Genomic DNA, 12,591 nt, shown 5'->3' with positions numbered 1-12,591 from the left:
CTAGTACGGCGGCCAGGTGCCGGGGACCCCGGACCACAGACCTGATGAAGACACCCCCGGCACGGCGGCCTACCCCAGCCGCCACCGCCGGGACCAAACCCCGAAAGAGGGATTGACGAAACAGTGCTCGACGTCAACTTCTTCGACGAGCTGCGTATCGGCCTCGCCACCGCCGACGACATCCGCACCTGGTCCCACGGCGAGGTCAAGAAGCCCGAGACCATCAACTACCGCACCCTGAAGCCGGAAAAGGACGGGCTCTTCTGCGAGAAGATCTTCGGTCCGACCCGGGACTGGGAGTGCTACTGCGGCAAGTACAAGCGCGTCCGCTTCAAGGGCATCATCTGCGAGCGCTGCGGCGTCGAGGTCACTCGCGCCAAGGTGCGTCGTGAGCGGATGGGCCACATCGAGCTTGCCGCGCCGGTCACCCACATCTGGTACTTCAAGGGTGTCCCGAGCCGGCTGGGCTACCTGCTCGACCTGGCTCCCAAGGACCTCGAGAAGGTCATCTACTTCGCGGCGTACATGATCACGTACGTCGACGACGAGCGCCGCCAGCGCGACCTGCCCTCGCTCGAGGCCAAGATCTCGGTCGAGCGCCAGCAGATCGAGCAGCGCCGCGACGCCTCCGTCGAGGAGCGCCAGAAGAAGCTCGAGGCCGACCTGGCCGAGCTCGAGGCCGAGGGCGCCAAGTCCGACGTGCGCCGCAAGGTGCGCGAGGGCGCCGAGCGCGAGATGAAGCAGCTGCGCGACCGCAACCAGCGCGAGCTCGACCGCCTCGAAGAGGTCTGGACCCGGTTCAAGAACCTGAAGGTCCAGGACCTCGAGGGCGACGAGATCCTGTTCCGCGAGATGCGGGACCGGTTCGGCACCTACTTCCTGGGCTCGATGGGCGCCCAGGCGCTGCAGAAGCGCCTGGAGTCCTTCGACCTCGAGGCCGAGGCCGAGAAGCTCCGCGAGATCATCCGCACCGGCAAGGGCCAGAAGAAGACCCGGGCGCTCAAGCGCCTCAAGGTCGTCTCGGCGTTCCTGCAGACCCGCAACAGCCCGACCGGCATGGTCCTGGACTGCGTCCCGGTCATCCCGCCGGACCTGCGTCCGATGGTGCAGCTGGACGGTGGCCGCTTCGCGACCTCCGACCTGAACGACCTGTACCGCCGCGTCATCAACCGCAACAACCGCCTGAAGCGGCTTCTCGACCTCGGCGCGCCCGAGATCATCGTGAACAACGAGAAGCGCATGCTGCAGGAAGCGGTCGACGCGCTGTTCGACAACGGCCGCCGCGGCCGCCCGGTCACGGGCCCCGGCAACCGTCCGCTCAAGTCGCTGTCCGACATGCTCAAGGGCAAGCAGGGCCGGTTCCGCCAGAACCTGCTCGGCAAGCGCGTCGACTACTCCGGCCGTTCGGTCATCGTCGTCGGCCCGCAGCTCAAGCTGCACCAGTGCGGTCTGCCCAAGCAGATGGCGCTGGAGCTCTTCAAGCCGTTCGTGATGAAGCGCCTGGTCGACCTGAACCACGCGCAGAACATCAAGTCGGCGAAGCGCATGGTCGAGCGTGCCCGCCCGGTCGTGTGGGACGTCCTCGAAGAGGTCATCGCCGAGCACCCGGTCCTCCTGAACCGTGCGCCGACGCTGCACCGCCTGGGCATCCAGGCCTTCGAGCCGCAGCTCGTCGAGGGCAAGGCCATCCAGATCCACCCGCTCGTCTGCACCGCGTTCAACGCGGACTTCGACGGCGACCAGATGGCCGTGCACCTCCCGCTGTCCGCGGAGGCCCAGGCCGAGGCCCGCATCCTGATGCTGTCCTCGAACAACATCCTCAAGCCCGCCGACGGCCGTCCCGTCACCATGCCCACCCAGGACATGGTGCTCGGCCTCTTCTTCCTGACCTCGGACCGCGAGGACATGAAGGGCGTGGGCCGGACGTTCTCCTCGGTCGCCGAGGCGATCATGGCGTTCGACGCCCGCGAGCTGGACCTGCAGGCGAAGATCGACCTGCGCCTGCCGGCCGGCACCGTGCCGCCGCGCGGCTGGGTCGCGCCGGACAACGGTCCGGAGGGTCTGAACTGGGAGCCGGGTCAGCCGCTGCGGCTGAACACCACCCTCGGCCGCGCGCTCTTCAACGAGCTGCTGCCGTCGGACTACCCGTTCATCGACACCGAGGTCGGCAAGAAGCAGCTCTCCGCGATCGTCAACGACCTCGCGGAGCGCTACCCCAAGGTCGAGGTCGCCGCGACCCTGGACAACCTCAAGTCCGCGGGCTTCCACTGGGCCACCCGTTCCGGTGTCACGGTGTCGATCTCCGACGTCGTGGTGCCGCCGAACAAGGCGCAGATCCTCGAGGGCTACGAGGCGCAGGCCGACAAGATCCAGAAGCAGTACGAGCGCGGCCTCATCACGAAGTCCGAGCGTGCGCTGGAGCAGATCCAGATCTGGACCAAGGCGACCAACGAGGTCGCCGAGGCGATGAACGCGAACTTCCCGAAGACGAACCCCATCTTCATGATGGTCGACTCGGGTGCGCGCGGAAACATGATGCAGATGCGTCAGATCGCGGGTATGCGCGGTCTGGTGTCGAACGCGAAGAACGAGACCATCCCGCGGCCGATCAAGGCGTCGTTCCGTGAGGGTCTGTCCGTGCTGGAGTACTTCATCTCCACGCACGGTGCCCGCAAGGGCCTCGCGGACACCGCCCTGCGTACCGCCGACTCGGGTTACCTGACCCGTCGTCTGGTGGACGTCTCGCAGGACGTCATCATCCGCGAGGAAGACTGCGGCACCGACCGCGGCCTGGCCCTCGACATCGCGGTCCGCGGCGCCGACGGCGTGCTGCGCAAGACCAACGACGTCGAGACCAGCGTGTACGCGCGCAGCCTGGCCGAGGACGTCACGGTGGACGGCAAGGTCGTCGCCCCCGCCGGCGCCGACCTGGGCGACGTCATCATCAACGCGCTCGTCGCCCACGGCGTCGAGCAGGTGAAGACCCGCTCCGTGCTGACCTGCGAGTCCAAGGTCGGCACCTGCGCGATGTGCTACGGCCGTTCGCTGGCCACCGGCAAGCTGGTCGACATCGGCGAGGCGGTCGGCATCATCGCCGCCCAGTCCATCGGTGAGCCCGGCACCCAGCTGACGATGCGTACCTTCCACACCGGTGGTGTGGCGGGTGACGACATCACGCAGGGTCTGCCGCGTGTCGTCGAGCTCTTCGAGGCCCGTACCCCCAAGGGTGTGGCCCCGATCAGCGAGGCGGCCGGCCGGGTCCGCATCGAGGACACCGACAAGACCCGCAAGGTCGTCGTGGTCCCGGACGACGGTACCGAGGAGCTGGCGTACGCCGTCTCCAAGCGCGTCAAGCTGATGGTCGAAGAGGGACAGCACGTCACCGTCGGCCAGAAGCTGACGCTGGGCGCCACCAACCCGCACGACGTGCTGCGCATCCTCGGTCAGCGCGCGGTCCAGGTCCACCTGGTCGCCGAGGTCCAGAAGGTGTACAACTCGCAGGGCGTGTCGATCCACGACAAGCACATCGAGATCATCATCCGGCAGATGCTGCGCCGCGTGACGATCATCGAGTCGGGCGACGCCGAGCTGCTTCCGGGCGAGCTCGTCGAGCGCGGCCGGTTCGAGAGCGAGAACCGCCGCGTGGTGTCCGAGGGCGGCCAGCCCGCCTCCGGCCGTCCGCAGCTGATGGGTATCACCAAGGCGTCGCTGGCCACCGAGTCGTGGCTGTCGGCGGCCTCCTTCCAGGAGACGACCCGGGTGCTCACCGACGCGGCGATCCACGCCAAGTCGGACCCGCTGCTCGGCCTGAAGGAGAACGTCATCATCGGCAAGCTGATCCCGGCCGGTACGGGCATGCCCCGCTACCGCAACATCCGGGTGGAGCCCACCGAGGAGGCGAAGGCCGCGATGTACTCGATGTCCGGGTACGACGAGGCGGACTACTCGGCGTTCGGCACCGGCTCCGGCCAGGCCGTCCCGCTGGAGGAGTACGACTTCGGCGGATACCAGGGCTGAGTCCCGCAGCAGCACCGCAGCACCGCAGGGCCGCCATCATGGAGACATGGTGGCGGCCCTGCCGCTTTCCGCCGCCGGGACGGCGCTGATGTAGGGTGCGCGCCGATGCGACAGCAAGCACCGAGGCAAGCGGCAGCATGAGCAACGGGGGGACCGGCATGAGCACGCCAGGGGATCCGTGGGGGCACAACCCGTACGACCAGCAGCCCGGCGGCTACCCTCCCGGCGGCTATCCGCCCCCCGGCTACCTGCCGCCCGGGTACCAGCAGCCCGGCTACGGCGGCTACGGATACGGCCCGCAGCCCGGCACCAACGGCATGGCCATCGCCTCGCTGGTGCTCAGCATCGTGTGCCTGTCCGGCGTGGGTTCGGTCCTCGGCGTCATCTTCGGCCACATCGCGCTGGGCCAGATCGAGCGCACCGGCCAGCAGGGCCGGGGGATGGCCATCGCGGGCCTGGTGATCGGCTACGTCGGGCTGGCCGTCGTGGCGCTCGTCATCATCATCGCGATCGCCAACCCCAGTGCGTTCGACGAGGAAGAGATGCTGCGTACGTACTTGACCGCACTCGCCGGGCGGATCTGAGTACCCGAGCGGACAGCGGGGGCCGGTTTCCCGGTGCACCATGAAGGTCAGGACTCTGAACCCGAGGGGGGCCTTGATGGGCGGCGACGGCTGGGGCGGCGACGGCCGGCAGCACGGGATGCGCTGCGCGCAGGCGGACCGCGACCGCTGCTCCGACGTCCTCAAGGCCGCCTGGGCCGAGGGCCGGCTCGCCGACGACGAATACCGCCAGCGCCTGGAGGACGCGCTCTCCGCGCAGACCTACGGGCAGCTGGCCGAGCTCGTGCAGGACCTCCCGGTCGGCCCCATGGGCTCCGTACCGCCGCCCGCCGCGGTGCTGCCCGCCGCGCCGCCGCCTTTCCCGCGACCGCACCCCGGCTGGTACGGCTACCCGCCGCACCTGGTGCCGCGCCCCGCGCCGCCGCACACCAACGGCGTGGCGATCGCCTCGCTGGTCATCGGGATCGTGTCGCTGCTGGTGGCCTGGCCGGTCACCGAGGTCGCGATGATCGGCCGGTTCAACCCGTTCCCGTACGCGTTCGGCGCGATCGCCGCGGCCACCGGCCACGTGGGCCTGCACCAGGCCCAGACGCGCCCCTACCCGCACAACGGCGGCACGGGGCCGGCGGTGGCCGGCCTGTCGCTGGGCTGGCTGATCGTGGTGCTGTCCCTCGTCATCGACCTGGGCGGCTGACCCGACGGCTGACCCGGCGGCTGACTCGGCGGCCGACCGGGCGGGCGAGCCCGGCGCGAAGGTGCCGGCGCGGGCCGCGGCCCGCGTGGCGGCCCTGCGGAGGCGGCGGTACCGTGGCTTCGGCAAGGGCTTGGGCAGTGGCCTCGGTAAGAGTGTGAAAAGCGCCGACGACCCGGGAAACCGGTGGTCGGAAGGCACTTAGAGGCCCGAATCCATGGCGGCGACGGGGGCCGGGGCTTTCGCTTTGACCTCTGCTCGTGTGGTAGGTACTCTCTTTCCTTGTGCCTGGGGTGTCCCCGGGTTCTTGCGCCTGCACTCAGCGCCATCCGGCTCGGATGCGTCCAGTGCGAGGGTGCAGGAGACCGAAACACATACCTCCCGATTCCGTACTGCCGCTGAAGACTGGGCGACACGCCCGACCGCGGGGGCCGGATAGCGAGGTAGGAGATGGCCCTCACACCCAGGGATTCAGGCCATCCAGCAGCACATTGAAGATGCAGTCGTATTTCAGACCGCTTGGCACGAACGAAGACGGAGACGCGGTGCCCACGATCCAGCAGCTGGTCCGAAAGGGCCGCCAGGACAAGGTCGACAAGGCCAAGACTCCTGCGCTCAAGGGGAGCCCGCAGCGTCGCGGCGTGTGCACCCGTGTTTACACGACCACGCCCAAGAAGCCGAACTCTGCGCTTCGCAAGGTAGCTCGTGTTCGCCTGACGAGTGGCATTGAGGTCACGGCGTACATCCCCGGTGAGGGTCACAACCTGCAGGAGCACTCGATCGTGCTCGTTCGCGGTGGCCGTGTGAAGGACCTCCCGGGTGTCCGCTACAAGATCATTCGCGGTTCGCTCGACACGCAGGGCGTCAAGAACCGCAAGCAGGCGCGCAGCCGCTACGGCGCGAAGAAGGAGAAGAGCTAATGCCTCGCAAGGGCCCGGCCCCGAAGCGACCGGTCATCATCGACCCGGTCTACAACTCGCCGCTCGTCACCTCCCTGGTGAACAAGGTCCTGCAGGACGGCAAGCGCTCCACTGCCGAGCGGATCGTCTACGGCGCTCTTGAAGGCTGCCGCGAGAAGACCGGCACCGACCCGGTCATCACGCTGAAGCGCGCGCTCGAGAACGTCAAGCCGACCCTCGAGGTCCGCAGCCGCCGCGTCGGCGGCGCGACCTACCAGGTCCCGGTCGAGGTCCGCCCCGGCCGCTCCACCACGCTTGCTCTCCGCTGGCTCGTCGGCTACTCCCGCGCCCGTCGCGAGAAGACGATGACCGAGCGTCTGATGAACGAGCTGCTGGACGCCAGCAACGGTCTTGGCGCTGCTGTGAAGAAGCGCGAGGACACCCACAAGATGGCCGAGTCCAACAAGGCCTTCGCGCACTACCGCTGGTAGTCGTCACCCCGTCGAACGAGATACGAGAGAGAAAGCCACATGGCTACCACTGCTCTTGACCTGGCCAAGGTCCGCAACATCGGGATCATGGCTCACATCGACGCGGGCAAGACCACGACGACTGAGCGGATCCTTTTCTACACCGGTGTGAACTACAAGATCGGCGAGGTCCACGAGGGCGCCGCCACGATGGACTGGATGGAGCAGGAGCAGGAGCGTGGCATCACGATCACGTCCGCTGCGACCACCTGCCACTGGTCCCTCGAGGGTGTAGAGAACACCATCAACATCATCGACACCCCGGGCCACGTGGACTTCACGGTCGAGGTGGAGCGTTCGCTCCGCGTCCTCGACGGTGCGGTCACCGTGTTCGACGGTGTCGCGGGTGTGGAGCCGCAGTCCGAGACGGTGTGGCGTCAGGCCGACCGTTACGGCGTCCCGCGCATCTGCTTCGTGAACAAGCTGGACCGCACCGGCGCGGAGTTCTTCCGCTGTGTCGACATGATCGTCGACCGCCTGGGCGCGACCCCGCTGGTCATGCAGGTGCCGATCGGTGCCGAGATGGACTTCCAGGGCGTCGTGGACCTGGTCCGCATGAAGGCCCTGGTGTGGTCCGCCGAGGCGGCTAAGGGCGAGATGTACGACGTCGTCGACATCCCGGCCACGCACACCGAGATCGCCCAGACCTGGCGCGAGAAGCTGGTCGAGACCATCTCCGAGCACGACGAAGAGATGATGGAGCTCTTCCTCGAGGGCACCGAGCCCACCGAGGAGCAGCTGTACGCGGCGATCCGCCGCGCCACCATCGCCTCGACGAGCGAGGAGAAGGCCGGCGAGGCCACCTTCACCCCGGTGTTCTGCGGCACCGCGTTCAAGAACAAGGGCGTCCAGCCCCTGCTCGACGCGGTGGTGCGCTACCTGCCGTCGCCGCTCGACCGCGAGGTCATCACCGGCCACAAGGTCGGCGACGAGAGCGTCGTCGTCGAGCGCAAGCCGGCCGACTCGGAGCCGTTCGCGGGTCTTGCCTTCAAGATCATGAGCGACCCGCACCTCGGCAAGCTCACCTTCGTCCGGGTTTACTCGGGCCGCATGGAGTCGGGCTCTGCAGTCCTCAACTCCGTGAAGGGCAAGAAGGAGCGCATCGGCAAGATCTACCGCATGCACGCGAACAAGCGTGAGGAGATCCCGAGCGTGGGCGCCGGCGACATCGTCGCCGTCATGGGCCTCAAGGACACGACCACCGGCGAGACGCTGAGCGACTCGTCGAACCCGGTCATCCTCGAGTCGATGACCTTCCCGGCCCCCGTCATCCAGGTCGCCATCGAGCCCAAGTCGAAGGGCGACCAGGAGAAGCTCGGCGTCGCTATCCAGCGGCTCGCCGAAGAAGACCCCTCGTTCCAGGTGCACACCGACGAGGAGACCGGCCAGACCATCATCGGCGGCATGGGCGAACTGCACCTCGAGGTGCTGGTCGACCGCATGAAGCGCGAGTTCAAGGTCGAGGCCAACGTCGGCAAGCCGCAGGTGGCTTACCGCGAGACGATCCGCCAGGCTGTCGAGCGCGTGGACTACACGCACAAGAAGCAGACTGGTGGCTCGGGTCAGTTCGCCAAGGTGCAGATCGGCATCGAGCCGCTCGACGCCGGCGGCGACGACAACTACGAGTTCGTCAACAAGGTCACCGGTGGCCGCATCCCCCGGGAGTACATCCCGTCGGTGGACGCAGGCTGCCAGGAGGCCATGGAGTTCGGCGTGCTGGCCGGCTACCCGCTGGTGGGCGTCCGCGTCTACCTGCTCGACGGTGCCGCGCACGACGTCGACTCCTCGGAGCTCGCCTTCAAGATCGCCGGTTCGATGGCGTTCAAGGAAGCGGCCCGCAAGGCGAGCCCGGCGATCCTCGAGCCCATGATGGCCGTCGAGGTCATCACGCCCGAGGACTACATGGGCGATGTGATCGGCGACCTCAACTCGCGTCGTGGCCAGATCCAGGCCATGGAAGAGCGTAGTGGCGCCCGCGTCGTCAAGGCGCTGGTCCCGCTGTCGGAGATGTTCGGCTACGTCGGCGACCTCCGGAGCAAGACCTCGGGTCGGGCCAGCTACAGCATGCAGTTCGACTCTTACGCCGAGGTTCCCCGGAACGTCGCGGAAGAGATCATTGCCAAGGTTCGCGGCGAGTAAATAGCTCACCGGGAATTTGGGGGCCCGGGATTCGTCAGGATCCCGGGCCGTCGGCCCGCCCCATCTGACTACCCGACGTCGTACGGCGTAAAGAACCAGTCCACAGGAGGACTCAGTGGCGAAGGCGAAGTTCGAGCGGACTAAGCCGCACGTCAACATCGGCACCATCGGTCACATCGACCACGGTAAGACGACCCTTACCGCGGCGATCACCCGTGTGCTGCACGACGCGTACCCGGACCTGAACCCCTTCACGCCGTTCGACCAGATCGACAAGGCGCCGGAAGAGCGTCAGCGCGGTATCACGATCTCGATCGCGCACGTGGAGTACCAGACGGAGAACCGTCACTACGCCCACGTCGACTGCCCGGGTCACGCGGACTACATCAAGAACATGATCACGGGTGCCGCCCAGATGGACGGCGCCATCCTCGTGGTCGCCGCCACCGACGGCCCGATGCCGCAGACCAAGGAGCACGTGCTCCTGGCCCGCCAGGTCGGCGTTCCGTACATCGTCGTCGCGCTGAACAAGGCCGACATGGTGGACGACGAGGAGATCCTGGAGCTCGTCGAGCTCGAGGTCCGTGAGCTGCTCTCCGAGTACGAGTTCCCGGGCGACGACCTGCCGGTCGTGCGCGTCTCGGCGCTGAAGGCGCTCGAGGGCGACGCCGAGTGGGGCGCGAAGCTGCTCGACCTCATGAAGGCCGTCGACGAGTCGATTCCGACCCCGGAGCGCGACGTCGACAAGCCGTTCCTCATGCCGGTCGAGGACGTCTTCACGATCACCGGTCGCGGTACGGTCGTCACCGGCCGCATCGAGCGTGGCGTGGTCAAGATCAACGAGACCGTCGACATCGTCGGTATCAAGGAGACCAAGACCACCACCACGGTCACCGGCATCGAGATGTTCCGCAAGCTGCTCGACGAGGGCCAGGCCGGCGAGAACGTCGGTCTGCTCGTCCGCGGCATCAAGCGCGAGGACGTCGAGCGCGGCCAGGTCATCATCAAGCCGGGTTCGGTCACGCCGCACACCGACTTCGAGGCCCAGGTCTACATCCTCTCGAAGGACGAGGGCGGCCGTCACACGCCGTTCTTCAACAACTACCGCCCGCAGTTCTACTTCCGTACCACGGACGTGACCGGCGTGGTTACCCTTCCCGAGGGCACCGAGATGGTGATGCCCGGTGACAACACCGGCATGACCGTCGCCCTGATCCAGCCGATCGCGATGGAGGAGGGCCTGCGCTTCGCCATCCGCGAGGGCGGCCGCACCGTCGGCGCCGGCCAGGTCGTCAAGATCCTCAAGTGATCAATGTCCCGCCCGCCGACCCACTCGGGTCGGCGGGCGGGGCCTTGTTCCCCTTGAGACCCCACCCCCGTCAGGTGGGGGTTCAAACCTCGATTGGCCAAGGCAGTACTCCGTACTGCATACTGGTTCAGTTGCCTGTTCGGCCAAGGGATTCTTGTGTGCCTTGATGGTGCATGAGGTTCCGGGCCCGGGCAGCAGAGGATTTGCCTCCCCCGCCGCCCACCGCAGTTGATGCGCGTGGACAGCCTGGTGGTCGCATCGATGTCCCGTCACTTGCCGCAGTGACCGGGGACAGTGCGATCCGCTACTCGGCGCCTATGGACCCCGCAAGGGGCTTTCAAGGGTGCCTTGTGAGTAGCAGGGCGACACGCCCGACCGCGGGGGTCGGTCGCAAGACGTCAGTCCCGCGCCACGGCGGGGGTGATCCGCAGCGGTACGAGAGAAGGAATTCGAAGCAGCCATGGCGGGACAGAAGATCCGCATCCGGCTCAAGGCCTACGACCACGAGGTCATCGACTCCTCGGCGCGCAAGATCGTCGAGACGGTGACCCGTACGGGCGCGCAGGTCGCGGGCCCGGTGCCGCTGCCGACCGAGAAGAACGTGTACTGCGTCATCCGCTCGCCGCACAAGTACAAGGACTCGCGCGAGCACTTCGAGATGCGCACTCACAAGCGGCTCATCGACATCCTCGACCCGACCCCGAAGACCGTTGACTCGCTGATGCGTCTCGACCTTCCGGCCGGCGTCGACATCGAGATCAAGCTCTGAGGGACGCACCGACGATGACGAAGCAGATGAAGGGCATTCTGGGCACCAAGCTCGGCATGACCCAGGTCTGGGACGAGAACAACCGCGTCGTTCCGGTGACCGTCGTCCAGGCCGGGCCGTGCGTCGTGACCCAGGTCCGCAGCGGCGACACGGACGGCTACAGCGCCGTCCAGATCGCCTTCGGCCAGATCGACCCGCGCAAGGTCAACAAGCCGCTGTCCGGGCACTTCGCCAAGGCCGGCGTGACCCCGCGCCGCCACCTGGTGGAGCTCCGCACCTCCGACGCGTCCGAGTACACGCTCGGCCAGGAGATCACCGCGGACGTCTTCGAGGCCGGCCAGAAGGTCGACGTCGCAGGCACCAGCAAGGGCAAGGGCACCGCCGGTGTCATGAAGCGCCACGGCTTCAAGGGCCTCGGCGCCTCGCACGGCACGCAGCGCAAGCACCGCTCGCCCGGCTCCATCGGTGGCTGCGCCACCCCGGGCCGCGTGTTCAAGGGTGTGCGCATGGCGGGCCGCATGGGCAACGTGCGCGTGTCCACCCAGAACCTGACCGTCCACGCTGTCGACGCCGAGAAGGGTCTCATCCTGGTCAAGGGTGCGATCCCCGGTCCGAACGGCGGCCTCGTCCTGGTCCGCACCGCGGCCAAGGGGGCGTGAATTCATGACCAGCATCGACGTTCTCTCGCCGGCCGGCGAGAAGACCGGGACCGTTGAGCTCCCCGAGGAGATCTTCAACGTCCAGGTCAGCATCCCGACGATCCACCAGGTCGTCGTGGGCCAGCTGGCCGCGGCCCGCCAGGGCACGCACAAGGTGAAGACCCGCGGCGAGGTCCGTGGCGGCGGCAAGAAGCCGTACCGCCAGAAGGGCACCGGCCGGGCCCGCCAGGGCTCGACCCGCGCGCCGCAGTTCGCCGGCGGCGGCGTGGTCCACGGCCCCGTGCCGCGCGACTACGAGCAGCGCACCCCGAAGAAGATGAAGGCCGCCGCCCTGCGCGGTGCCCTCACCGACCGGGCCGTGCACTCGCGCATCCACTGCGTGTCCGCCCTGATCGACGGCGACGCGCCGTCCACCAAGGCCGCCCGCACCCTGATCGGCAAGATCTCCGAGCGCAAGCACGTGCTCCTGGTCGCCGAGAAGGACGACACCGCCGCCTGGCTGAGCGCCCGCAACCTCCCGCAGGTGCACGTGCTCGAGCCCGGGCAGCTGAACACCTACGACGTGCTCGTCTCCGACGACGTGGTCTTCACGAAGGCTGCTCTGGAGCGGTTCATCGCCGGTTCGCCCAAGGGCAAGACCGCGACCGCCGTTGCCACTTCGAGCGAGCTCGAAGGGAGCGACGAGGCGTGAGCGAGACCACGCAGGTCACCAGCAAGACCTTCACCGACCCCCGCGACGTGCTGCTGAAGCCGGTGATCTCGGAGAAGTCCTACGGGCTGCTCGACGAGAACAAGTACACCTTCATCGTGGCTCCGGGCGCGAACAAGACCCAGATCAAGCAGGCAGTCGCTGCGATCTTCGGGGTCACGGTCACGAACGTGAACACGATCAACCGGCAGGGCAAGCGCAAGCGCTCGAAGACCGGTTTCGGCAAGCGCAAGGACACGAAGCGAGCGATCGTCACCCTGGCCGAGGGCGAGCGGATCGACATCTTCGGTGGACCCGTCGGCTGAC

Annotated in this window: 11 protein-coding genes; all 11 read left to right on the top strand. The window is 67.6% G+C overall.

Translation table 11 applies throughout. The features are described from left to right. Positions 1–123 precede the first annotated feature (123 nt). The 11 genes from LZ495_RS23455 to rplW all read left to right on the top strand — a co-directional run bounded on the left by LZ495_RS23455 (position 124) and on the right by rplW (position 12,590). The gene (locus tag LZ495_RS23455) at positions 124–4,017 is read left to right on the top strand and encodes a DNA-directed RNA polymerase subunit beta' (RefSeq protein WP_235054818.1); all 3,894 of its coding nucleotides are present in this window, start codon (positions 124–126) and stop codon (positions 4,015–4,017) included. A gap of 158 nt (positions 4,018–4,175) precedes the next feature. Then, on the top strand, positions 4,176–4,601 hold the full coding sequence (locus tag LZ495_RS23450; RefSeq protein WP_235054817.1) for a DUF4190 domain-containing protein: 426 nt from the start codon (positions 4,176–4,178) through the stop codon (positions 4,599–4,601). Positions 4,602–4,677: 76 nt separating this feature from the next. After that, positions 4,678–5,274, top strand: coding sequence for a DUF1707 and DUF4190 domain-containing protein (locus LZ495_RS23445; protein WP_235054816.1), 597 nt, complete (start codon positions 4,678–4,680; stop codon positions 5,272–5,274). A 542-nt stretch (positions 5,275–5,816) separates the two neighbouring features. Further along, a complete protein-coding gene (gene rpsL / locus LZ495_RS23440; RefSeq protein WP_020549242.1) occupies positions 5,817–6,191 on the top strand; it encodes a 30S ribosomal protein S12 in 375 nt (124 codons plus the stop codon). Continuing rightward, on the top strand, positions 6,191–6,661 hold the full coding sequence (gene rpsG, locus LZ495_RS23435; protein WP_235054815.1) for a 30S ribosomal protein S7: 471 nt from the start codon (positions 6,191–6,193) through the stop codon (positions 6,659–6,661). Before rpsL ends, rpsG begins: the two co-directional genes overlap by 1 nt. Positions 6,662–6,700: 39 nt before the next feature. Further along, entirely contained in the window at positions 6,701–8,839 is a 2,139-nt protein-coding gene (fusA, locus tag LZ495_RS23430) for an elongation factor G (protein ID WP_235054814.1), read from the top strand. 115 nt (positions 8,840–8,954) lie between these two features. After that, the gene (tuf, locus tag LZ495_RS23425) at positions 8,955–10,148 is read left to right on the top strand and encodes an elongation factor Tu (RefSeq protein WP_235054813.1); all 1,194 of its coding nucleotides are present in this window, start codon (positions 8,955–8,957) and stop codon (positions 10,146–10,148) included. A gap of 460 nt (positions 10,149–10,608) precedes the next feature. Then, positions 10,609–10,917 (top strand): 30S ribosomal protein S10, encoded by a 309-nt coding sequence (gene rpsJ / locus LZ495_RS23420; RefSeq protein WP_066889903.1) that lies wholly within the window; start codon positions 10,609–10,611, stop codon positions 10,915–10,917. Positions 10,918–10,931: 14 nt separating this feature from the next. Continuing rightward, positions 10,932–11,576, top strand: a complete 645-nt coding sequence (gene rplC / locus LZ495_RS23415) for a 50S ribosomal protein L3 (protein ID WP_235054812.1) — start codon at positions 10,932–10,934, stop codon at positions 11,574–11,576. A gap of 4 nt (positions 11,577–11,580) precedes the next feature. After that, positions 11,581–12,267, top strand: coding sequence for a 50S ribosomal protein L4 (gene rplD, locus LZ495_RS23410; protein WP_235054811.1), 687 nt, complete (start codon positions 11,581–11,583; stop codon positions 12,265–12,267). Then, the gene (gene rplW / locus LZ495_RS23405; RefSeq protein ID WP_235054810.1) at positions 12,264–12,590 is read left to right on the top strand and encodes a 50S ribosomal protein L23; all 327 of its coding nucleotides are present in this window, start codon (positions 12,264–12,266) and stop codon (positions 12,588–12,590) included. The genes rplD and rplW overlap by 4 nt, the downstream gene beginning before the upstream one ends. Position 12,591 lies beyond the last annotated feature (1 nt).

The sequence above is a fragment of the Yinghuangia soli genome (assembly GCF_021502675.1).
GTDB classification, from domain to species: domain Bacteria; phylum Actinomycetota; class Actinomycetes; order Streptomycetales; family Streptomycetaceae; genus Yinghuangia; species Yinghuangia soli.
Note: the sequence above shows the minus strand (reverse complement) of the source record. Positions and strands in the feature narration are given on the sequence as shown.

Coding starts and splice junctions, on each gene's coding strand:
- rplD (WP_235054811.1), top strand. CDS start 11,581: ATGACCAGCATCGACGTTCTCTCGCCGGCCGGCGAGAAGACCGGGACC.
- rpsG (WP_235054815.1), top strand. CDS start 6,191: ATGCCTCGCAAGGGCCCGGCCCCGAAGCGACCGGTCATCATCGACCCG.
- fusA (WP_235054814.1), top strand. CDS start 6,701: ATGGCTACCACTGCTCTTGACCTGGCCAAGGTCCGCAACATCGGGATC.
- LZ495_RS23450 (WP_235054817.1), top strand. CDS start 4,176: ATGAGCACGCCAGGGGATCCGTGGGGGCACAACCCGTACGACCAGCAG.
- rplC (WP_235054812.1), top strand. CDS start 10,932: ATGACGAAGCAGATGAAGGGCATTCTGGGCACCAAGCTCGGCATGACC.
- LZ495_RS23445 (WP_235054816.1), top strand. CDS start 4,678: ATGGGCGGCGACGGCTGGGGCGGCGACGGCCGGCAGCACGGGATGCGC.
- rpsJ (WP_066889903.1), top strand. CDS start 10,609: ATGGCGGGACAGAAGATCCGCATCCGGCTCAAGGCCTACGACCACGAG.